This is a genomic window from Caballeronia sp. LZ062 (assembly GCF_031450785.1).
Classification (GTDB): Bacteria; Pseudomonadota; Gammaproteobacteria; order Burkholderiales; family Burkholderiaceae; genus Caballeronia.
In genome coordinates, this window is sequence record NZ_JARTWB010000002.1 from 2,139,457 (window position 1) to 2,160,352 (window position 20,896).

Annotated in this window: 20 protein-coding genes; 10 read left to right on the forward strand and 10 right to left on the reverse strand. The window is 63.3% G+C overall.

What is annotated here, in order from left to right:
* Window positions 1-74: 74 nt before the first annotated feature.
* The 5 genes from P9239_RS15980 to recG all read right to left on the reverse strand — a co-directional run bounded on the left by P9239_RS15980 (window position 75) and on the right by recG (window position 5,977).
* Entirely contained in the window at window positions 75-239 is a 165-nt protein-coding gene (locus P9239_RS15980; protein ID WP_309752541.1) for a hypothetical protein, read from the reverse strand.
* A 46-nt stretch (window positions 240-285) separates the two neighbouring features.
* The gene (locus P9239_RS15985) at window positions 286-1,770 is read right to left on the reverse strand and encodes a catalase (RefSeq protein WP_309752543.1); all 1,485 of its coding nucleotides are present in this window, start codon (window positions 1,768-1,770) and stop codon (window positions 286-288) included.
* Window positions 1,771-2,078: 308 nt separating this feature from the next.
* Complete coding sequence (locus P9239_RS15990; RefSeq protein ID WP_309752545.1) at window positions 2,079-2,450, reverse strand: DUF805 domain-containing protein; 372 nt, start codon at window positions 2,448-2,450, stop codon at window positions 2,079-2,081.
* Between the two features lie 198 nt (window positions 2,451-2,648).
* Window positions 2,649-3,608 (reverse strand): hydrogen peroxide-inducible genes activator, encoded by a 960-nt coding sequence (locus tag P9239_RS15995; protein WP_309752547.1) that lies wholly within the window; start codon window positions 3,606-3,608, stop codon window positions 2,649-2,651.
* A gap of 170 nt (window positions 3,609-3,778) precedes the next feature.
* Window positions 3,779-5,977: an ATP-dependent DNA helicase RecG gene (recG, locus tag P9239_RS16000; RefSeq protein WP_309752549.1), complete on the reverse strand. Its 2,199-nt coding sequence runs from the start codon at window positions 5,975-5,977 to the stop codon at window positions 3,779-3,781.
* A gap of 78 nt (window positions 5,978-6,055) precedes the next feature.
* Here recG and queA point away from each other — a divergent pair, with 78 nt between their 5' ends.
* The 5 genes from queA to secF all read left to right on the forward strand — a co-directional run bounded on the left by queA (window position 6,056) and on the right by secF (window position 12,024).
* The gene (queA, locus tag P9239_RS16005) at window positions 6,056-7,099 is read left to right on the forward strand and encodes a tRNA preQ1(34) S-adenosylmethionine ribosyltransferase-isomerase QueA (protein WP_309752551.1); all 1,044 of its coding nucleotides are present in this window, start codon (window positions 6,056-6,058) and stop codon (window positions 7,097-7,099) included.
* Window positions 7,100-7,148: 49 nt separating this feature from the next.
* The gene (gene tgt / locus P9239_RS16010) at window positions 7,149-8,309 is read left to right on the forward strand and encodes a tRNA guanosine(34) transglycosylase Tgt (RefSeq protein ID WP_309752552.1); all 1,161 of its coding nucleotides are present in this window, start codon (window positions 7,149-7,151) and stop codon (window positions 8,307-8,309) included.
* Between the two features lie 207 nt (window positions 8,310-8,516).
* Window positions 8,517-8,846: a preprotein translocase subunit YajC gene (gene yajC, locus P9239_RS16015; protein WP_159835259.1), complete on the forward strand. Its 330-nt coding sequence runs from the start codon at window positions 8,517-8,519 to the stop codon at window positions 8,844-8,846.
* 131 nt (window positions 8,847-8,977) lie between these two features.
* The gene (gene secD, locus P9239_RS16020) at window positions 8,978-11,047 is read left to right on the forward strand and encodes a protein translocase subunit SecD (RefSeq protein WP_309752555.1); all 2,070 of its coding nucleotides are present in this window, start codon (window positions 8,978-8,980) and stop codon (window positions 11,045-11,047) included.
* Window positions 11,048-11,073: 26 nt separating this feature from the next.
* Window positions 11,074-12,024, forward strand: coding sequence for a protein translocase subunit SecF (secF, locus tag P9239_RS16025; RefSeq protein WP_244847900.1), 951 nt, complete (start codon window positions 11,074-11,076; stop codon window positions 12,022-12,024).
* 81 nt (window positions 12,025-12,105) lie between these two features.
* On the opposite strand, the gene P9239_RS16030 is transcribed toward secF, so the two are convergent.
* The 3 genes from P9239_RS16030 to P9239_RS16040 form a co-directional block, all read right to left on the reverse strand.
* Window positions 12,106-12,669 (reverse strand): YceI family protein, encoded by a 564-nt coding sequence (locus tag P9239_RS16030; protein WP_404980087.1) that lies wholly within the window; start codon window positions 12,667-12,669, stop codon window positions 12,106-12,108.
* A 72-nt stretch (window positions 12,670-12,741) separates the two neighbouring features.
* Window positions 12,742-13,305 carry a YceI family protein gene (locus tag P9239_RS16035; protein ID WP_309752561.1) on the reverse strand — a complete coding sequence of 188 codons (564 nt, stop codon included), beginning with the start codon at window positions 13,303-13,305 and terminating at the stop codon, window positions 12,742-12,744.
* Between the two features lie 122 nt (window positions 13,306-13,427).
* Window positions 13,428-13,997, reverse strand: coding sequence for a cytochrome b (locus P9239_RS16040; protein WP_309752563.1), 570 nt, complete (start codon window positions 13,995-13,997; stop codon window positions 13,428-13,430).
* Window positions 13,998-14,420: 423 nt separating this feature from the next.
* Here P9239_RS16040 and P9239_RS16045 point away from each other — a divergent pair, with 423 nt between their 5' ends.
* The 5 genes from P9239_RS16045 to P9239_RS16065 all read left to right on the forward strand — a co-directional run bounded on the left by P9239_RS16045 (window position 14,421) and on the right by P9239_RS16065 (window position 18,953).
* A complete protein-coding gene (locus P9239_RS16045; RefSeq protein ID WP_309752565.1) occupies window positions 14,421-15,080 on the forward strand; it encodes a paraquat-inducible protein A in 660 nt (219 codons plus the stop codon).
* Window positions 15,077-15,766, forward strand: coding sequence for a paraquat-inducible protein A (locus P9239_RS16050; protein WP_309752567.1), 690 nt, complete (start codon window positions 15,077-15,079; stop codon window positions 15,764-15,766). Before P9239_RS16045 ends, P9239_RS16050 begins: the two co-directional genes overlap by 4 nt.
* The gene (locus P9239_RS16055; RefSeq protein WP_309752568.1) at window positions 15,759-17,420 is read left to right on the forward strand and encodes an MlaD family protein; all 1,662 of its coding nucleotides are present in this window, start codon (window positions 15,759-15,761) and stop codon (window positions 17,418-17,420) included. The genes P9239_RS16050 and P9239_RS16055 overlap by 8 nt, the downstream gene beginning before the upstream one ends.
* Window positions 17,417-18,148: a PqiC family protein gene (locus P9239_RS16060; RefSeq protein ID WP_309752570.1), complete on the forward strand. Its 732-nt coding sequence runs from the start codon at window positions 17,417-17,419 to the stop codon at window positions 18,146-18,148. The genes P9239_RS16055 and P9239_RS16060 overlap by 4 nt, the downstream gene beginning before the upstream one ends.
* 196 nt (window positions 18,149-18,344) lie before the next feature.
* Window positions 18,345-18,953 carry a glutathione S-transferase gene (locus P9239_RS16065; protein ID WP_309754096.1) on the forward strand — a complete coding sequence of 203 codons (609 nt, stop codon included), beginning with the start codon at window positions 18,345-18,347 and terminating at the stop codon, window positions 18,951-18,953.
* Between the two features lie 45 nt (window positions 18,954-18,998).
* Here P9239_RS16065 and P9239_RS16070 read toward each other — a convergent pair whose 3' ends face one another.
* The gene (locus P9239_RS16070; RefSeq protein ID WP_309752572.1) at window positions 18,999-20,024 is read right to left on the reverse strand and encodes an alpha/beta hydrolase; all 1,026 of its coding nucleotides are present in this window, start codon (window positions 20,022-20,024) and stop codon (window positions 18,999-19,001) included.
* 264 nt (window positions 20,025-20,288) lie between these two features.
* Complete coding sequence (locus P9239_RS16075) at window positions 20,289-20,846, reverse strand: TetR/AcrR family transcriptional regulator (RefSeq protein WP_309752574.1); 558 nt, start codon at window positions 20,844-20,846, stop codon at window positions 20,289-20,291.
* Window positions 20,847-20,896: the final 50 nt, after the last annotated feature.

Sequence of the window (20,896 nt, forward strand, 5' to 3'; positions counted from 1 at the left end):
TAGAAATGCCGCCGTTTCCTTGTGCGGCAAGGCTTTGAGCCGGCCATGCCGCAGGCCGGCGGCACCGCACGACGTCAGGCGGCCACGCCCGCGCCGTGCAGCGCGCTCGCGACGACCAGTCCGTATCCCGCCGCCACGATTCCGAATGCGAGTGCGACGCGCGCACCGCGCGTTGCCCGGCGGCTCGTCGCTTCAAGGCGATCCACCGCCTGACCGATGATGTTCAGTGTCTGGGTCATGATCCTTTCTCCCGTTCAACTGCTGCCGCCGCGCGTATCACGCGAATCAGACGGCAGCCGTGTCTTCAATGTCCTTGTTCACGTCGATCCGCTGCCCGAGCCGCGCGAGTGCATCGACCACGCCTTGTGCATACGCCGGATCGGCGCGGCGGAAGTGCTCGATCTGCCGCGCGACGATCTCGTCCGGCACGCCGTGAATGTGCCGCGCGATGTTGCCGAACAACCGCTCGCGGTGCGCATCGTCGAACAGGCGGAAGAGCGCGCCCGGCTGGCTGTAATAGTCGCCGTCCTCGCGATGATCGTAGCGATCCACCGCGCCCGCCGCGAGCGGCGGCTCGTTCACGCTTGCATCCTGCGCGAAGTCGCCGAAGCGGTTCGGCTCGTAGTTCACGCGGCCGCCGAGATTGCCATCGACGCGCATCCCGCCATCGCGATGGAACGGATTCGCGACCGGCGTGCGCGGCGCGTTCACCGGAATCTGATGGTGATTGATGCCGAGCCGGTAGCGTTGCGTGTCGCCGTAGGAAAAGAGACGCCCCTGCAACAGACGGTCCGGCGAGAAGCCGATGCCCGGCACCACGTTCGCCGGCGTGAACGCCGACTGCTCGACATCCGCGAAATAGTTCTGCGCGTTGCGGTTCAGTTCGATCACGCCGACATCGATCAGCGGATAGTCCTTGTGCGGCCAGACCTTCGTGATGTCGAACGGATTGATGTGATACGTCGCTGCGTCCGCTTCCGGCATGATCTGAACGCGGAAATTCCAGCGCGGGAAGTTGCCGCGATCGATGTTCTCGACCAGATCGCGCTGCGCGCTTTCGCGGTCAGCGGCGATCACGGCGGCGGCTTCGGCATCCGTGAAATTTTCGAGCGGCTGCTGCGACTTGAAGTGGAACTTCACGTAGAAGCGCTCGTTGTCCGCGTTGATGAACGAGAACGTGTGCGAACCGAAGCCGTGCATCTGCCGGTAATTCTTCGGGATGCCGCGATCACTCATCAAAATCGTCACCTGATGCAGCGATTCCGGATGACGCGACCAGAAATCCCACGCCGCCACGTTGCTGCGCAAATTCGTGTACGGATCGCGCTTTTGCGTGTGAATGAAGTCCGGAAACTTGAGCGGATCACGAATGAAAAATACCGGCGTGTTGTTGCCGACCACGTCCCAGTTGCCCTCTTCCGTGTAGAACTTGATGGAGAAGCCGCGCACGTCGCGCTCGGCATCGGCCGCGCCGCGCTCGCCAGCTACCGTCGAAAAGCGCATGAAAATGGGCGTTTCCTTGCCGACTTCGTTGAAGAGCTTCGCCTTCGTGTAGCGCGAAATGTCGTGCGTGACGCGCAACGTGCCGAATGCGCCCGAGCCCTTCGCATGCACGCGGCGCTCGGGAATCACTTCGCGGTCGAAGTGCGCCAGCTTCTCGATGAGCCAAAAGTCTTGCAGCGTCACGGGGCCGCGCAGGCCGGCGGTCTGCGAGTTCTGGTTGTCTCCTACGGGCGCGCCGCTGGCGGTGGTGAGTCGTTGGGTCGTCATCGTGATACTCCAGTTTGTGTTGGCTTGGGATGATGAGTGCGTCGCTCAAGCGTTCCTTACGCGGTGCGGGCGAAGGCAACGAGGACGTCGAGCGCGACGGCGCGCAGTTCTGACCACGGCGTCGATAAGCTCGCGGTGCGGTATGCGTCGGGCTGGCGGGTTGTCATCGCTCTGTTCCTCTTGTCTTGTCGGAGCCGGGTGGCTCTCTGAGGACAGAGCATATCAAAACTATCAGATTCTAATATTCGATTAATTTTATTTATCCGATAGTTGTGACGCTGTGGACGGCGCAGTGCGCCGTCCACGCGTTACGCGGCGTTGAGCGGGTCCGAACCGTAGCGGTTCATGCCCTCTGTGCCGCGCGAACACGTCCAGATAAAGACCAAAATGCCGCCGATGAGCGGCACGAACGCGATGAGATAAAACCACCCGGATCGGCCGGTGTCGTGCAGTCGTCGGACCGTGACCGCGAGACTCGGCACGAATAGCGCAAAAACAAAGAGCGTGACGAGTGAAACTATGCCTAGCGAATCTTCGTTCATGCCTATCAACCCCATTGCAAGCCCCCCGACGATGCCCGCGAAAAGTTGGAAATACCAATATTCCGAACGGCGAGCACGGCCGTCGAAGGTAGCGAATTTCTCGATCAAAGCCACGCGAACTGCTTCAAAAAAGCCCATTCTTATTCTCGTTCCTGTGTATGAGGCGCGACGGAGATGCCGCGCCAGTGCGAAAATTTTAGGGCGCGAGGCACAGCGTTCTTATCGCGACAGCGGCAATTGACCAAAAAACACAGAACCGCACAAAAGTCGGCCGCCAAATAAAAAACCGCGCCTCTTTCGAGAGCGCGGTTCACTGCACAGCAAAGACGGAATCGTTTAATTCACCGCCACGGGCATATCCAGCTTTTTAACGCCCGGTAAATCGCAAGCGGCGATTGCATCAGAGATGGCGTCGATTGCCGGCAACCGCGTAAAGCTCTTGCGCCACGCGAGCACCACGCGCCGGTCCGGCACGGGTTCGTCGAACGGAACGTAACTGAGCAAGCCCGAGTCGATGCCCGGCGCGTGCGGCTTCACTTCCATGACCGACATGCGCGGCAGCACCGTGATGCCGACGCCGCTCGCGACCATGTGCCGAATCGTTTCCAGCGACGAGCCTTCGAACGTCTTCTGAATGCCGTCGGCGTTCTGCGAGAACCGCATGAGTTCCGGGCAGACGCCGAGCACATGATCGCGGAAGCAATGTCCGCTGCCGAGCAGCAGCATGGTTTCCTGCTTCAGATCGTCCGGGTCGATCTTGCTGCGGTTCTCCCACGCGTGCCCGGACGGCATGGCGACGACGAACGGCTCGTCGTAGAGCGCGCGCACCATCAGCCCGGTTTCGGGAAACGGCAGCGCCATGATCGCGACGTCGATTTCGCCCTGCTTCAAAAGCTCGATCAGCTTGAGCGTGTAATTTTCCTGCAGCATGAGCGGCATCTGCGGGACCGACTTGATCATCTGCTTGACGAGCGTCGGCAGCAGATACGGCCCGATGGTGTAGATGACGCCCAGGCGCAGCGGCCCGACGAGCGGATCCTTGCCCTGCTTGGCGATTTCCTTGATGGCGAGCGTCTGTTCGAGCACGCGTTGCGCCTGCGTGACGATCTGCTCGCCGATCGGCGTAACGCTGACCTCGCTCGTGCCGCGCTCGAAGATCTGCACGTTCAGCTCGTCCTCGAGCTTCTTGATTGCCACCGACAGCGTCGGCTGGCTGACGAAGCACGCCTCGGCGGCGCGGCCGAAGTGCCGCTCGCGCGCCACCGCGACGATGTACTTCAATTCAGTGAGCGTCATTGGGGACCAATGGAAGACATGGGTTCAATAGGTTTGAGTTATACACCTGCGAATGCCGGTTCGACAACTTGTCCATTTCCCGGCGCGCCGCTTGTAACCAGCGTAGCCCGCATGACTCGCGTAACCGGCGAATCAAATAGGGACCGACGAAACGCCGGCAAGTTCGCGGCCTATGCCTTCAAATACTGCTCGCGTGCGCCGAGCCAGCGCGCCAGATGCCGCTCGACCGCATCCGGAAAGGCGTCGAGCATCTGTTGCGCGGCCTCGCGCGCGGGCTCGATCAGCCAGCCATCCTGTTCGAGACTCGCGAAGCGCAGCATGGCCTCGCCCGACTGGCGCGCGCCAAGAAATTCGCCGGGACCGCGAATCTCCAGATCGCGGCGCGCGATCTCGAAGCCATCGGTGGTTTCGCGCATGGTCTGCAAGCGAGCCCGCGCCGTCTGCGAGAGCGGATTCGAATACATCAGCACGCAGACGGACGCCGCGCTGCCCCGCCCCACGCGCCCGCGCAACTGATGCAGCTGTGCAAGGCCAAAGCGTTCGGCGTGCTCGATCACCATGAGCGACGCATTCGGCACGTCTACGCCGACTTCGATCACCGTCGTTGCAACCAGCAACTGCACCTCATTGCGCGAGAAGGCGTCCATGACCGCGGCTTTCTCGGCGGGCGCGAGCCGCCCGTGAACCAGCCCGACGCGCAATTCCGGCAGCGCAGCGACGAGCGTCTCGTAAGTCTCGACCGCCGTCTGCAACTGCAAGGTCTCGCTTTCTTCGATCAGCGGACACACCCAGTAGACCTGCCGCCCGGTCAGCGCCGCCTCGCGCACGCGGCCGATGATCTCGTCGCGCCGGGAATCGGAGACCACTTTGGTCAAGATCGGCGTGCGGCCCGGCGGCAATTCGTCGATGGTCGAGACGTCGAGGTCCGCGTAGTAGGTCATCGCGAGCGTGCGTGGAATCGGCGTCGCGGACATCATCAGTTGATGCGGCTGGAAGTCGCGCGCGCCGTCCGCGGCTTTCTGCGCCTTCGCCCGCAACGCGAGCCGCTGCGCGACGCCGAAGCGATGCTGCTCGTCCACGATCACGAGGCCGAGCCGCGCAAATTCCACCGTGTCCTGAATGATCGCGTGTGTGCCGATCACGAGTTGCGCCGTGCCTAGCGCCGCCGCCTCGCTCGCGGCGCGCTTGTCCTTCGCCTTCAGACTGCCCGCGAGCCACGCCACCGATACGCCGAGCGGCTCCAGCCAGCCGCGCAGCTTGCGCGCGTGCTGCTCGGCGAGAATCTCGGTCGGCGCCATGAGCGCGGCCTGATAGCCGGCGTCGATGGCCTGCGCCGCCGCGAGCGCCGCCACAATCGTCTTGCCGCTGCCGACATCGCCCTGAAGCAGCCGCTGCATCGGATACGCGAGTGTCAATTCGCCCGCGATTTCCGCGACCACGCGCTCCTGCGCGCCGGTCAGCTTAAACGGCAGCGCATGCAATAAGCGCGTGACGAGCGAATCGGCATCGCTGGCGGTCCGGCGCGGCATTGCGGGCGCCGCGCGCGTGCGGCGCTCGGCGTGCGCGCGCTTGAGCGAAAGCTGCTGCGCGAGCAGTTCCTCGAACTTGATGCGCGTCCACGCCGGATGCGTACCGTCGATGAGCGCGGTTTCGTCCGAATCCGCGCGCGGATGATGCAGCGTCTTCACCGCGTCGAGCAGGCCCGGCAGATTCAGCGGCGCGAGGTGCGCGCGCGCCACCGGGTCCGGCATCAGTTCGGGCAGCGCCACGCGGGTGAGCGCATTGTCGATGGCCTTGCGCAAGTACGCCTGCGAGATGCCTGCCGTCGAAGGATAGACGGGCGTCAGCGCCTGGGGCAGCGGCGTATCGCCATCGACGGGGCGCACCGCCGGATGCACCATCTCCAGCCCGAAGAAGCCGCCCCGCACGTCGCCGCGCACGCGCAGGCGCGTGCCGATGGCCATCTGCTTGACCTGCGAGCCGTAGAAGTTGAGAAAACGCAGCGTGAGTTCGTCGCCGGCGTCGTCGTGAATCTTGACGAGCAACTGCCTTCGCGGCCGATACGCAATCTCGTTGTCGAAGACGATGCCTTCGGTCTGCGCGATATCGCCAGGAATCAGCTCTGCGATGGGCGTGAGCGAGGTTTCGTCTTCGTAGCGCATGGGCAGATGCAGCACGAGGTCGATGTCCGATTTGAGCCCGAGTTTGGCGAGTTTGTCCGCGGTCTTGACGACGGGCTTTGCCTTCTTCGCCGCGTCGTCGCCGGTTTTCGCGCGCTTCGCCGCGGGCGCGGCGGCGAGCCCGGCGCCAGGCTCGGCGCTCGCGGGCGCATCGGCCGGGGAGGACAGGCGACGGTCGGACAAGGGCATCTAATCTCTTCGCAAGTACAATGTGAGGTTTGTTCGGCGCTGACGTCTATTTCAGCTTCGTTCGCACGACTTCAAGCCATGTTCACGCTTTCCGATTTCGATTTTAATCTGCCGCCGGAGCTGATCGCGCAAAGCGCGCTCGCCGAGCGCAGCGCGAGCCGCCTGCTCGAAGTGGACAACCGCACCGCGCCCGCCACGCTGACCGACCGGCGTTTCTCCGAACTGCCGGAGCTGATCGAGCCGGGCGACTTGCTCGTCTTCAACGATACCAAAGTCCTGAAGGCGCGGTTCTTCGGCCAGAAGGCCAGTGGCGGGCGCGTGGAAGTGCTGATCGAGCGCCTGACCGGTGCGACCACCGCGCTCGCCCAGATTCGCGCGAGCAAGAGTCCGACGGCGGGCAGCAGCATCAAGCTCGCGGACGCATTCGACGTGACCGTCGGCGAGCGCGTGGAGCCGTTCTACACGCTGCACTTTCCGGCCGATTGCCTGACGCTCATCGAGCAATACGGGCGCTTGCCGCTGCCGCCGTATATCGAGCACGACGCCGACGCCTACGACGAATCGCGCTACCAGACCGTCTATGCGGCCAACCCCGGCGCGGTGGCCGCGCCCACGGCGGGCCTGCATTTCGACGACGCCCTCTTTGCCCGGCTCGATGCGGGCGGCGTCGAACGCGCGACGCTTACGCTGCACGTCGGCGCGGGCACGTTCCAGCCGGTGCGCGTCGACAACATCGCCGAGCACAAGATGCATAGCGAGTGGTACGCGCTGCCGCAGCCGCTCGTGGATCGCATCGCAGCGGTCAAGGCGCGCGGCAACCGCGTGATCGCCGTCGGCACAACGTCCATGCGCGCGCTCGAAGCCGCCGCGCGCGATGCCGCCGAGGCCGGCCGACCGCTTGCCGCGACCAGCGCGGAAACCGATATCTTCATCACGCCGGGCTACGAGTTCCGCATCGTCGACCGGCTGATCACCAACTTCCATCTGCCGAAATCGACGCTGATGATGCTCGTCTCGGCGTTTGCCGGCATGGAGACGATCCGCGAGGCGTACCGTCACGCGATCGAGGCGCGTTACCGCTTTTTCAGCTACGGCGACGCGATGCTGCTCACGCGCGCCTGATTTTTCAACCCGACGCGCCGGACTGTTCTCCGGTAGCACAGGAATCGACATGACCGAGAATCACACTCCGCCGGACAACGGCCTGAAGTTCGAACTGCTGACGACCGACGGGCAGGCGCGCCGCGGCCGCCTCACGCTGAATCACGGCGTCATCGAGACGCCGATTTTCATGCCGGTCGGCACGTACGGCACCGTGAAAGCGATCCAGCCGCGCGAACTCGAAGAAATTCGCGCTCAGATCATTCTCGGCAACACGTTTCACCTTTGGTTGCGCCCAGGACTTGAGACGATCGGCGCCCACGGCGGGCTGCATCGCTTCATGGGCTGGAACCGGCCGATTCTCACCGATTCCGGCGGCTTTCAGGTGTTTTCGCTCGGCGATCTGCGCAAGATCACCGAAGATGGCGTCACGTTCGCGTCGCCGATCAATGGCGACCGGCTGTTCCTCTCGCCCGAAGTGTCGATGCAGATCCAGAAGGTGCTGAACTCGGACATCGTCATGCAGTTCGACGAATGCACGCCGTACGCGACCAACGGCGTGCCGACTTCGCACAAGGAAGCCGCCGACTCCATGCGCATGTCGATGCGCTGGGCGAAGCGTTCCGTCGACGAATTCACGCGGCTCGGCAATCCGAACGCGCTCTTCGGCATCGTGCAGGGCGGCATGTTCGAAGACCTGCGCGACGAATCGCTGGCAGGACTCTCCGACATCGGCTTTCACGGCTTCGCGATCGGCGGGCTGTCGGTCGGCGAGCCGAAGGAAGACATGATGCGCGTTCTGAACCACATCGGGCCGAAACTGCCTGCCGACAAGCCGCATTATCTGATGGGCGTCGGCACGCCGGAGGATCTCGTGGCAGGCGTGGCGGCGGGCGTCGACATGTTCGATTGCGTGATGCCCACGCGCAATGCGCGCAACGGCTGGCTATTCACGCGCTTCGGCGATCTGAAGATCAAGAACGCGACCCATAAGAATTCCATGAAACCGCTCGACGAAAGCTGCGGCTGCTACACGTGCCGTAACTTCACGCGGGCGTATCTGCATCATCTGCATCGCGTGGGCGAGATTCTCGGCGCGCAACTCAACACCATCCACAACCTGCACTACTACCTGCAATTGATCGGCGAAGTGCGCGAGTCGATTGAAAATCACTCGTTCGACGCGTTCCGCAAGACGTTCGCCGAAAACCGCGCGCGCGGGGTCGATTGAGCGAACGCCGGTCGCGGCCCGGCCGGCATTACAATAAGCTTTCTATCGCTCGCCGAAACGCCTTGCGCGCGGGCCTAACGGCTTGATGCCAAAGCGCATTCCGGCGTCTTGCCGGCATGGGCGAGTGGTAGAATGTCGGGCTAATTTCTGAGCCGGTCTTCAAATCGCAATTTCGCAGTATTTTCGACGTATAACGGAGAGACCAACGTGTCGTTCATTTCGAATGCCTTTGCACAAGGCGCCACCGCGGGCAGCGCGGAATCGAGTCTGATGAGCTTTCTGCCGCTGATCCTGATGTTCGCGGTGCTGTACTTCATCATGATCCGTCCGCAAATGAAGCGTCAGAAGGAGCATCGCAACATGCTGGCCGCCATGGCCAAGGGCGACGAAGTGGTGACCAACGGCGGTATCGTCGGCAAGGTGACGAAGGTGTCGGAAGCGTATGTCGGCGTGGAAATCGCCGAAGGCACGGAAATCACCGTGCAGAAGGCCTCCGTCACGACTATTCTCCCGAAGGGCACCATCAAGTCGCTGTAAGGCCAGATCCTTTCGCGTCCGGCGCGGCCTCGCTCCGAGCCCTCCGAGTCACACGAGTCACTCAAGCGGCTCGTCGCGCATAACGCCGGACGCCCTCTCCCCCGAAGCCAACTTTCTGTTCGGCCATCTCCATGAATCGTTATCCCCTTTGGAAGTATGTCGTGATGCTGGTGGCGCTCGTCATCGGTCTCGTGTACACGCTTCCCAATTTCTTCGGCGAAGCGCCCGCCGTGCAGGTGTCGAGCGGCAAGGCGACCGTCAAGCTGGATTCGTCCACGCTCGCGAATGTGGAAGGCGCGCTCGCCGCGAGCCACATCACGGCGGACGAAGTCACGTTCGACAATTCGCAGGCCAACGCGAACATTCGCGTACGCCTGAAGGACACCGACACGCAGTTGCGCGTGAAGGACCTGCTGACGAAAACGCTGAACAGCGACCCGACCGATCCGCAATACATCGTCGCGCTGAATTTGCAGAGCGCCTCGCCGCGCTGGCTGACGGCGCTGCACGCGCTGCCGATGTACCTCGGTCTCGACTTGCGCGGCGGCGTGCACTTCCTGCTTCAGGTGGACATGGCCGGCGCGCTGAACAAAAAGCTCGATTCCGACGCAGCCGACGCCCGCACGTATCTGCGCGATCGCAATATTCGCGATGGCGGCGTGAATCGCGTGGGGCAATCGGTCGTCGTGAATTTTTCGGATCAGGCGGTCGCGGACAACGCGCGCAACCTGCTTTCGACGGGCGTTTCCGAGCTCCAATGGACGACGCGCCAGAGCGGCGACGGCGTTCAGGTGGTCGGCACGTTCTCGGCGGGCACGCAGAAGACGGTCGAAGACGGCGCGCTCAAGCAGAACATCACGACGCTGCATAACCGGGTGAATGAACTCGGCGTCGCGGAGCCGGTGATTCAGCAACAAGGCGCGGACCGCATCGTGGTCGAGCTGCCGGGCGTGCAGGACACGGCGAAGGCCAAGGACATCATCGGCCGCACGGCGACGCTCGAAGCGCGCCTTGCCGACCCGGTGAACACCTACGCCTCGAGTCCGAACGATGCCGTTCCCCCCGGCGACGAAGCGTTCAAGCAAGGCGACCGCACCGTGTTCCTGCGCAAGCAGGTTATTTTCACCGGCGACCGCATCATCGACGCCTCGGCGGGCTTCGACGATCACCAGCGTCCGTCCGTGAACATCCGTCTCGATTCGGCCGGCGGGCGCGCAGTGGGCTCGGTCTCGCGCGACAACATCGGCAAGCCGATGGCGATGGTGCTGTTCGAGAAGGGCAAGGGCGAAGTGCTGACGGTCGCGACCATCCAGTCCGAACTCGGCGACCGCTTCCAGATCACCGGCCAGCCGACGCCGCAAGCCGCCACCGATCTCGCGCTGCTCCTGCGCGCCGGCTCGCTCGCGGCGCCGATGGACATCATCGAGGAACGCACGGTCGGCCCGAGCCTCGGCGCGGACAACATCAAGAAGGGCTTCGATTCGGTCACGTACGGTTTTGCCGCGATCGCCGTCTTCATGATCGTGTACTACCTGCTGTTCGGCCTGATCTCGATGCTCTCGCTGTCGGTGAATCTGCTGCTGCTCGTCGCGATTCTCTCGATGCTGCAGGCCACGCTGACGCTGCCGGGTATCGCTGCTATCGCGCTCGCGCTCGGTATGGCGATCGACGCGAACGTGCTGATCAACGAGCGTATCCGCGAAGAACTGCGCAACGGCGCGCCGCCGCAGACCGCGATTCAGGAAGGCTTCAAGCACGCGTGGGCGACGATTCTCGATTCGAACGTCACCACGCTGATCGCCGGTCTCGCGCTGCTCGCGTTCGGTTCCGGCCCGGTGCGCGGCTTCGCGGTCGTGCACTGTATCGGCATTCTGACGTCGATGTTCTCGGCCGTGTTCTTCTCGCGCGGTCTCGTGAACCTGTGGTATGGCGGCAAGAAGAAGCTGAAGTCGCTGGCTATCGGTCAGGTGTGGCGTCCGGAAGGCGCAAGTGCCGAATCCGCCGCTGCGGCTTATCTCGCCGCGCAGCACGGTGACGAAGCAGTCGTCGAGGAAGTCGTCCCGGCCGCCCGCAGCAAGGCCAAGGCGCGCGCCGCCGCGCCGCGCGCAAGCGCTCAGACGGCCGCGCCCACCGGCAAGCCGACCGTGCGCCGCCGCTCGGGCCCCGGCATCGATCAACAGAAACCGGGCCAGTCGCACTGAAGCCCTGAGCCCCGGAGAGACGAAACATGGAATTCTTCCGCATTCGCCGCGACTTGCCGCTGATGCAGCGCGCGTTGATCTTCAACGCGATCTCGCTCATCACGTTCCTCGCGGCTGTCTTTTTCCTCGTGCATCGCGGGCTGCATCTGTCGGTCGAGTTCACCGGCGGCACGGTCATCGAAGTGCAGTATCCGCAGGCCGTGCCGCTCGAACCGGTGCGCGCCACCATGGCGAAGCTCGGTTACGGCGACGCGCAAGTGCAGAACTTCGGCACCTCGCGCGACGTGCTGATCCGCCTGCCGCTCAAGCAGGGCTTGACGTCCGCCCAGCAGAGCGATCAGGTGATGAGCGCGCTCAAGTCGAACGACGCGCAAGTCAGCTTGCAGCGCGTGGAGTTCGTCGGGCCGCAGGTCGGCAAGGAACTCGTGACCAACGGCCTCGCCGCGCTGGCATGCGTGGTGATCGGCATCGTGATCTACCTGTCGTTCCGCTTCGAATGGAAGTACGCGGTGGCGGGCATCATCGCGAACCTGCACGACGTGGTGATTATTCTCGGATTCTTCGCCTACTTCCAGTGGGAGTTCTCGCTCTCGGTGCTGGCGGCGATTCTCGCGGTGCTCGGCTATTCGGTGAACGAGTCGGTGGTTATCTTCGACCGGATTCGCGAAACGTTCCGCAAGCAGCGCAAGATGACGGTGATCGAAGTCATCAACCACGCGATCACGAGCACGATGTCGCGGACCATCATCACGCACGGCTGTACCGAAATGATGGTGCTCTCGATGTTCTTCTTCGGCGGTCCGACGCTGCACTACTTCGCGCTGGCGCTGACCGTGGGTATTCTGTTCGGTATCTATTCGTCGGTGTTCGTTGCCGCCGCGCTCGCCATGTGGTTCGGCGTCAAGCGTGAAGACCTGATCAAGGAAAAGAAGGACAAGTACGACCCGAACGACCCGAACGCGGGCGCTCAGGTTTAACGCTTCTTTCGCAGCGCAGAAGCAAAAAGGGCCGGTCTCGATGACCGGCCCTTTTCTTTTTCTCGCGCAATCCGTCGAGACTTACTGCTTCACGCCTTCAGCCTGGATATGCAGCACCGTCTTCAGGCTGAAACCGTACGACTTGCCGTAGTCCATCCCGAAGTCGCCGCGATCGAAGGTCCCCGTCGCTTCCGTGCCGCAGACTTCCTTCTTCATCATCGGGTTCACGAAGCACTTGAAGCTCTCGATCTTGAGATTCAGCGGCTTTGTCACGCCGTGCATCGTCAGCGTGCCGACGACTTCCGACGGCTTGTCACCGTCGAACTTGATCGACGTGCCCTTGTAGACGGCCGTCGGGTACTTGGCGGCATCGAAGAATTCGGGCTTTTGCAGATGCTCGTCGAGCTTCGCGTTGCCCGTGTTGATCGACGACACGTCGATGGTCACGTCCACCGTGCCGGTCTTCGCCGCGCGGTCGAGCACCACGGTGCCGCTGGTCTTGTTGAACTTGCCGCGCCACGTCGACACGCCGCCGAAGTGGTCCGCCTCGAAGCTCGGATACGTGTGGTTCGGGTCGAGCTGATACGTGTCAGCGGCCATCGCGCTGAAGGACAGGCCGGCTGCGAGCATGCCGGCGGCGATCATCGAAAGCTTGTTCAAGTGCTTCTCCTGACTGATTGAGTGTTGATTTACGTTGTTGAACGAAACGGCCGCCGCTTACTTCTTCGCGGCGACGATATGAAACTTGATGACGACGTCGTCCGCGACCACCGACGTGTCCTTCCACTCGCCCGTGCCCACGTCGAATTGCGTGCGCTTGATCGGCAGCGAGCCGTCGAAGGTTTCGGTCGCGCCCTGCTGCGTGATGGTGACCGGCACCGTCACCGTCTGCGACTTGCCCTTGATCGTGATCTTGCCCGTCACCTTGTACTGATTGCCGCCCGCAGGCGCAATCGCGCTGGAAACGAACGTGGCGGTCGGATACGTCGCGCTGTCGAACCATTCCTTGCCGCGCACCTGCTTGTTGTAGTCGGCGTCGCCGAGATCGTAGCTGCCGGTGTCGATGGTGATGTTCGCGCTGCCTGCCGCAGGCTTCGCGGGATCGAATGAAATCTGCGCGTTGAACTTGTTGAACTTGCCGTCGGTGGGCACGTTCATCTGCTTGGACGTGGCGATGACCGAGCTCTTCGCCATATCGACCTGTGCCTGTGCGCCCGCTGCCGTGGCGAGCGATGCTGCGGCCACTGCCGCCAGCATCCATCCATTGAGTTTCAGTTTCATGTGAGCCTTTTTTATTGATTCGACGAGCAACCGGTATTGGAAATCAAAAGCATGCTGGAACCAACAGCGCGCCGGAAACGCCTTGCCAACGACGAGGAAACCATCGCAGCTCGCACCGCGCTTTATCTGATGAACGGCAGCATGCGGCCGAGCAAGCCGTCGCGATCCACGAAATGATGTTTGAGCGCCGCGAGCACATGCATCGCGACGAGCACCAGCAGCCCGTAGTTCAGCGCCACATGAACGATGCGCAGCGTGGCCTTCAGCGCCTTGTCCGGCCCGATGAGGGTCGGCAGCGGCAGCACGCCGAGGTACACCACCTGTAAGCCCGCCGCCGAACTGTAGAGATAGCCGGAGGCGGGAATCACGATCATCAACACATACAACAACGCGTGCGTCACGTGCGCCGCGCCCTGCTGCCAGCGCGGCATGCCGGCCGGCATGGACGGCGCGCGATGCGTGAAGCGCCAGACGAGCCGCAGCGCCGCCAGCACGAACACGGTCACGCCGATCCACTTGTGCCATGAAAAATACTTGAGCTTGGTCGGCGTGAAACCGGGGATATCGGTCATGATCCAGCCGAGGTAAAACCCGCCGACGATCAAAAGCGCGATCACCCAGTGAAAAGCGATCGCCGTCGCGCCGTATCGCTCAGCCGGTTTTGCCTGCGAGATGCCAACACTGCTGTTCATGATGCCGATGTCCTAAATATCTGTGATGTGCGTCGGCGCGATCCATTTCTGACCGATGCATGCGCCGCCATGCTACCCGAACAGCGGCAAATTGCCACCGTGCGCGCACACGACCTTGAAACGCTCCGAGGCAACACTGGCGGGGCTTTGCGTCATTCTGCGCCCGATGTACCGCGTTCATGCAACGAACTATTTCGCCCATGCAACGGTCGATGCTCCCCGCAATAATGCCCTCGCGAACGCGGCCCGAATTGAACGTAAATGCAGGCGCATTTATTCCGCTAGGAGTCTTATCGTCGCATGGCATCCGTGTTTGATACCATGCTGCTGCTACCGTGCGCGCTGGCTCGGGACTTGCTCTTACTGCCCCGGGCCGACCTTGCGGCGCCATACGAACACGCATGAGAAGGCCCGGCATCGACTATGAATGTGAACGATTCAGAAGAACTGATCGCATGTCACGAATGCGACGCGCTCTTCACGAAGCGCGCGCTTCCCGAGCACAGCAGCGCGAATTGTGCGCGTTGCGGCGCGCGGCTCTATCGCGCCATCACACCGAATCTCGACCGTATCTGCGCGACGACGCTCGCCGCGCTCATCACCTTCGTCATCGCGCAGGCGTTTCCCATCGTCGAACTCGATGCGAACGGCATCACGTCGCAGACGACGCTCATCGGCGCAATCATCGCGCTGTGGGGCGAGCACATGGAAGTCGTCGCGGTGCTCGTGTTCTGCGCGACCATCTTGTTTCCGCTCTGCGAGCTCACCGCCCTGCTCTATGTGCTGATGCCCGTGCGCGCCGGCTACGTGCCGCCGGGCTTTCACGTCACGTTGCGCGCCATTCAGTTCGTGCGGCCGTGGGGCATGATCGAGGTGTTCATGCTGGGCGTGCTCGTCACGCTCGTGAAGATGCTGAGCGTCGCGCGCGTGATTCCCGAAGCCGCCCTCTTCGCATTCGGCGCGCTCACGCTGATGGTGGCGGTCGTCGTCAGTTTCGATCCGCGCTCGCTGTGGGATATTGCGAGCAATCTTCCGCGGCGCGGGCGCGCGCGCGCCGTGGCGTCCATGAGGCAGAAATCGTGACCGACACCCCGCGCAACGCGGCCTCGCAAGAGCCCGGCGCCCAACCGCCCACGCTCTTCACGACGGCCTCGCGCGAGGGCGTCGTCGGGTGCCACGCGTGCGGTCTCGTGCAGCCGCTCGCGCGCACGGTCGAAAAGCAGCGCTGCACGCGCTGCGGCGCGGCCGTTCACCGGCGCAATCCGGACAGCATCGCGCGGACGTGGGCGCTGCTCATCAGCGCGGCGATCCTCTACATTCCCGCGAACGTGTTTCCGATGCTGCACACGTCGTCCATTCTCGGCTCGGAGGACGACACCATCATGAGCGGCGTCGCGCTGTTCTGGAGCGATGGCGACTATCCGCTCGCGGCCGTCATTTTCATTGCGAGCATTCTGGTGCCGATGCTCAAGCTCCTTTCGCTCGCGTTTCTGGTCGTGAGCGTACAGCGGCGCTCGACGTGGCGCCCGCGCCAGCGAACCACGCTATTTCGCATCGTCGAAGGCATCGGCCGATGGTCCATGCTCGATATCTTCGTCGTCACGCTCACCGTCGCGCTCGTGCGTTTCAAGTCGGTCGCGGTCATCACGGCGGGGCCGGCCGCGCTCGCGTTCGCGTCCGTCGTCGTCTTGACGATGCTCGCGTCGATGCAGTTCGACCCACGTCTGATTTGGGACAACATAGAACCGTCAGGAAAGAAATATGACTAGTGCCCAAGGTCCGAATGGGCCGGATACACCGAACACGCCCGAGGAACCCAGTGGCGGCGGGCTGCCGCCGCGATTGCCCGAACCCGTGATCGAGCCGCGCAGCCGCTGGTTGCCCTCGCTCGTGTGGGTCATTCCGATCGTCGCGGCGCTGATCGGCGTTTTTCTCGTCGTGAAGACGGTGTCGAGCCGCGGCCCGACCGTCACCATTAGTTTCGTGAGCGCTGAGGGCCTCGAACCCGGCAAGACCAAGGTCAAGTTCAAGGATGTGGACATCGGCACGGTCAAGACCATCACGCTCTCCAAAGACCATTCGCGCGTGCTCGTGGACGTGCAACTCACGAAGGAAGCCACCGATTTCGCCGTGAAGGACACACGCTTCTGGGTCGTGCGGCCGCGCGTGGCGGCAAGCGGCGTGACCGGTCTTTCCACGCTGCTGTCCGGCGCGTATATCGGCGCGGACGCCGGTAAATCGACCGAGGACCAGACTTACTTTGTCGGGCTGGAGACGCCGCCCGCCGTCACCGGCGACCAGAAGGGCCACACATTCACGCTGCACGGCGAATCGCTCGGCTCGCTGGATATCGGCTCGCCCGTGTATTACCGGCGCGTGCAGGTCGGTCAGGTCACGGCGTTTTCGCTCGATAAAGACGGCACCGGCGTCACCATGCAGGTCTTCGTGAACGCGCCCTACGACCAGTACGTCGGCACGAATTCGCGCTGGTGGCACGCGAGCGGCGTCGATCTGCGGCTCGATTCCAGCGGCTTCACGCTCAACACGCAGTCGCTCGCGACGGTCGTGCTGGGCGGCATCGCGTTCCAGACGCCGCCGAATCAGCAAGCCGGCGCGCAAGCGAAGGAGAACGCGACCTTCCGCCTCGCGTCGGATCAAGCCGACGCCATGCGCGACCCCGACGGCGACCCCGTGCACGTCGTGATGAACTTCAATCAGTCGCTGCGCGGCTTGTCGGTGGGCGCGCCGGTCGATTTCCGCGGCATCGTGCTCGGGCAGGTGACGGGCATCGGCGTGCGATACGACCCGCAGTCGCATTCGTTCATGATGCCCGTGACCATCGATCTTTATCCGGACCGGCTCGGCCGCCGCGCGAAAGCCGCCCTGCCCGAGCAGGGAACGGAGCAAAGCCACGACATGCTGGAACTGCTCGTCAAACGCGGCCTGCGCGGGCAGTTGCGGACCGGCAACCTGTTGACGAGCCAGTTGTACGTCGCGCTCGACTTCTTCCCGAAGGCGGCGCCTGCGAAGGTCGTCGTCGGTAACGATCCGATCGAATTGCCGACCGTGCCGAACACGCTCGACGAGTTGCAACTGCAGATTGCCGACATCGCGCGCAAGCTGGACAAGATCCCGTTCGATCAGATCGGCACGAACCTGAACGGCTCGCTGAAGAACGCGAATACGCTGTTCGATCAACTGAACAAGGAAGTCATGCCGGAAATGCGCGACACGCTCACGCAGGCGAAGAAGACCTTCGGCGCGGCGCAATCGACGCTTCAGCAGGACTCACCGCTCCAGTCCGACGTGCATCAGGCGATGCAGGAACTGACGCGGACGCTTCAATCGCTCAATGCGCTGGCCGATTATCTGGAGCGTCATCCGGAATCGCTGTTGCGCGGCAAACCGGAGGACAAACCATGAGGTTCGGCGCGTTGTTGTTGACTGTGGGCGCAGCGGGCGCGCTGTGCGCGTGCGCGTCCTCGCCGTCGAGCCGGTTCTACACGCTGGGCGGCGCGGGGCAGACGCCGGCGACCGTGTCGTCGTCGCCGGTCGCGTTCTATTTCCAGCTCGCGCCGGTGGACATGCCGGAGCAGGTTTCGCGCAACCAGCTGGTTGTGCAGACGAGTCCTGCGCAGGTGAGCGTGCTGGAACAGGAGCGCTGGGCCTCGCTTCCGGGCGACGAAGTGCGGCGCGCGCTGTCGAGCGATCTCTCGCAACAGCTGAACGCGATCGATGTCTACGGCACGCCGTATCCGGAGTCGTCGCCGGTGTATCGCGTGACGGTGAAAGTTCAGCGGTTCGAGTCCTGGCCGGGCTCGCAAGCCGTGCTCGATGCCGTCTGGAGCGTGCGCGCAGCTGGTTCGCAAGCGGTGATGACGTGCCGCACGGTGGCGGACGAACGCGTCGGCGACGGCTACGACGCGCTCGTCGACGGGCATCGCAAGGCGGTGGATACGCTTGCGTCGGCCATTTCGGCAGGCGTGCGAAGTCTCGCTTCGCTGCCGCCTGCGCCTGCGCCTGCCAACGCTTCGTCCGCGAAAGGCAAAGCTGCCGCCGCGCCGAATCCACGGCCCGCGCCGGTTCTGCCGTGCCCGGCGTCGGGCGGTGCGACAACCGCGAGCGCGCAGTACTCACCCGCGCGAAGGTGAAGCGTAGGAACCCGATGTTTTCATCAGCGGCGCCGTGTTTCGTCTGCTGATGAGCATCACTGAGCGTCTGCCCACAGCGTCATGTTGTGGGCAGACGACACCGGCCCGCGTCGTATCTCGAAAATGCGGTTGGCTTCCGCCCGCCCGGTTAAGATCGACCTCCGCTTTATCCGAAACGAACGCGAAGAAATAGATGATGAAACTGATCGGTTCGCACACGAGCCCATTCGTCCGCAAGGTGCGGATCGTGATGGCGGAAAAGAAGATCGACTGCGAACTGGTGCTCGAAGATGTCTGGGCATCCGATTCCAAGATCCACGATTTCAACCCGCTCGGGAAAGTGCCGTGTCTGATTCTGGACGGCGGCGAAGCGGTGTTCGATTCGCGCGTGATCTGCGAGTACGTCGACACGCTCACGCCAGTCGGCAAGCTGCTGCCGCAGGAACGGCGCGAGCGCACCGAAGTGCGCTGCTGGGAGGCGCTCGCGGACGGCATGCTCGACGCCGCCGTGCTGATTCGCCTCGAAGGCGTGCTGCGCGAGGAAGCCCACCGCAGCGACGCGTGGATCGCGCGGCAACGGCACAAGATCGAGGACGGTCTGCGCGCGATGGCGCGCGGTCTCGACACGAAGCAATGGTGTTCCGCGAACCGCTTCACGCTGGCGGATATCGCCTGCGGCTGCGCGCTCGGCTACCTGGATTTCCGTATGCCGGAGCTGAACTGGCGAGACGCGCACCCGGCGCTCGACAAGTTCTACGCGCGGCTCGCGCAACGACAATCGTTCATCGAGACCGAGCCGCGCTGAGCGCCGCGCTCCCGGGCAAGGCGGGAGCGTGGCGGCATCCGCGCATTACTTCTTCAGCGCAGCCTTGAGCGTTGCGTTGGCCTGCGCGATCGCGGCGCGCGCGGCGGGCGTTTCCGCGAGGGCGTTCAACATCACGAAGTCGTGGATCGTGCCGTTGTAGCGCACCGAAGTCACCGGAACGCCCGCTTCGGTCAGCTTGCGCGCGTAGGCTTCGCCTTCGTCGCGCAGCACGTCGTTTTCATCCGTGATGACGAGCGCCGGCGGCAGCGCCTTCAAATCGTCGATGCTCGCGCGCAGCGGCGACGCCGTGATCTGCGCGCGGTCCGCCTCGTTCGGGGCGTAGGCGTCCCAGAACCACTTCATCGCGTCGCGCGTGAGCCACGGGCCGTTGGCGAACGCGTTATACGAGCCGTCGTCGAAATTCGCGTCCGTCACCGGATAAAACAGCACCTGCGCGCGCAGTGCCGGGCCGCCGCGTTCCTTCGCGAGCAGCGTCACGGCCGCCGCCATGTTGCCGCCGACGCTGTCGCCCGCCACCGCCATGCGCGACGCATCGACGCCGAACTCGCGGGCGTGCTCCGCCACGTAGCGGGTCGCCGCGTAGGCTTGTTCGACCGGCACCGGATACTTCGTTTCCGGCGAGCGATCGTAGTCGACGAATACGACTTCGGCATCCGCGCCGTTCGCAATCTCGCGCACGAGCCGGTCGTGCGTATTCTTGTCGCCCAGCACCCAGCCGCCGCCGTGGAAATACATGATGACGGGCAGCGCGCCTTTCGCGTGGACTGGCCGCACGATGCGGAGCGCGATCTTGCCCGTGGGACCGGCTTCGATCACGCGGTCTTCGATTTTCGCGGCCTGTTTGGCGACCGGCTGCGCTTGCGCGCCTGCGAGCACGTTGCGCGCGTCGGCGGGCGAGAGCGTGTAGATCGGCGGGCCGTTTTTCGCGGCCAGTGCATCGATGAACTGCTGCGTCGCCGGCTCGAGTACCGGCGCGGCGTCGGCTGTCGCGTGGGCGAGAACGGCGGTTGCAACGGCGCTTGCGATCAATGCGGTTTTCAGCTTTTTCACGATGGTTCTCCGAGACGGTAAAAAGGAAACGCTGTAACTACTGTAAATCTACTACTAGATAGATAACACAACGGGTTTGCGCCGCTTATCCACTGATGCTTTTGCCGCAGGCACTGCATGTGATGGCTTGCGGGGCATGCCAGGAGCTTGTAACACGCGACGCCAAGACACCGCCAGCAACGAGGTCGCCAAAATCTATCTATCAAACGATAGACTGAGGGGCATCAAGAATTGGGTTTTTCACATAGTTATCCACAGGGTTATCTACCGGCGCACCGTCGCGGCGACTTCGTCCAACCGCGCGCGAGTCTGAAACAGTCGACAAGCGAGCAGACTGCCCTGAAACGCGGCATACAACGCCCGGGCCGCTGCTTCGGGCTTTCCTCCGGCATCGAGCGTGTTCTGCGCCTCGCCTTCCGCGAGAACCTTCGCAAGCCAGTTCTCATTGGCACGGAAAAACGCCTGAATGGCCTGCCGAACCTTCTCCGGCAACGATTCGATGTCCGCAGCGAGCATGCCGCACAGGCAAACCTGCGTTCCGTCGCCGATGATCCGCCCGAAGAGCTTCGTGTAACGGTCGAGCTTCTTGTCGGCGGAGGCCGAACTGTCGATGGCATAGACCGACGACATGACGTCCGCGCTATAGGCGTTCACCGCTTCGAGCGCGAGGTCTTCCTTCGTCGGAAAGTAATAATGGATGCTCGACGTCTTCACGCCGACAAGATCCGACAGATCACGGTAGCTGAAGCCGTTGTAACCGCGCTTCATCATGACCGTCTGCGCATGGTCCAGCAGCGCCTCGCGTACTGTGTTCTTGTCCATCGCGTGACCCATCGGTTGTTCAATGCGCTCACTTTATCTACTAATAGGTA

What these genes read in the sequence shown, in the direction of transcription:
- P9239_RS15980 (WP_309752541.1), bottom strand. Translation starts at nt 239, where the DNA reads ATGACCCAGACACTGAACATCATCGGTCAGGCGGTGGATCGCCTTGAA.
- P9239_RS15985 (WP_309752543.1), bottom strand. Translation starts at nt 1,770, where the DNA reads ATGACGACCCAACGACTCACCACCGCCAGCGGCGCGCCCGTAGGAGAC.
- P9239_RS15990 (WP_309752545.1), bottom strand. Translation starts at nt 2,450, where the DNA reads ATGGGCTTTTTTGAAGCAGTTCGCGTGGCTTTGATCGAGAAATTCGCT.
- P9239_RS15995 (WP_309752547.1), bottom strand. Translation starts at nt 3,608, where the DNA reads ATGACGCTCACTGAATTGAAGTACATCGTCGCGGTGGCGCGCGAGCGG.
- recG (WP_309752549.1), bottom strand. Translation starts at nt 5,977, where the DNA reads ATGCCCTTGTCCGACCGTCGCCTGTCCTCCCCGGCCGATGCGCCCGCG.
- queA (WP_309752551.1), top strand. Translation starts at nt 6,056, where the DNA reads ATGTTCACGCTTTCCGATTTCGATTTTAATCTGCCGCCGGAGCTGATC.
- tgt (WP_309752552.1), top strand. Translation starts at nt 7,149, where the DNA reads ATGACCGAGAATCACACTCCGCCGGACAACGGCCTGAAGTTCGAACTG.
- secD (WP_309752555.1), top strand. Translation starts at nt 8,978, where the DNA reads ATGAATCGTTATCCCCTTTGGAAGTATGTCGTGATGCTGGTGGCGCTC.
- secF (WP_244847900.1), top strand. Translation starts at nt 11,074, where the DNA reads ATGGAATTCTTCCGCATTCGCCGCGACTTGCCGCTGATGCAGCGCGCG.
- P9239_RS16030 (WP_404980087.1), bottom strand. Translation starts at nt 12,669, where the DNA reads ATGATCGCCGCCGGCATGCTCGCAGCCGGCCTGTCCTTCAGCGCGATG.
- P9239_RS16035 (WP_309752561.1), bottom strand. Translation starts at nt 13,305, where the DNA reads ATGAAACTGAAACTCAATGGATGGATGCTGGCGGCAGTGGCCGCAGCA.
- P9239_RS16040 (WP_309752563.1), bottom strand. Translation starts at nt 13,997, where the DNA reads ATGAACAGCAGTGTTGGCATCTCGCAGGCAAAACCGGCTGAGCGATAC.
- P9239_RS16045 (WP_309752565.1), top strand. Translation starts at nt 14,421, where the DNA reads ATGAATGTGAACGATTCAGAAGAACTGATCGCATGTCACGAATGCGAC.
- P9239_RS16055 (WP_309752568.1), top strand. Translation starts at nt 15,759, where the DNA reads ATGACTAGTGCCCAAGGTCCGAATGGGCCGGATACACCGAACACGCCC.
- P9239_RS16060 (WP_309752570.1), top strand. Translation starts at nt 17,417, where the DNA reads ATGAGGTTCGGCGCGTTGTTGTTGACTGTGGGCGCAGCGGGCGCGCTG.
- P9239_RS16065 (WP_309754096.1), top strand. Translation starts at nt 18,345, where the DNA reads ATGAAACTGATCGGTTCGCACACGAGCCCATTCGTCCGCAAGGTGCGG.
- P9239_RS16075 (WP_309752574.1), bottom strand. Translation starts at nt 20,846, where the DNA reads ATGGACAAGAACACAGTACGCGAGGCGCTGCTGGACCATGCGCAGACG.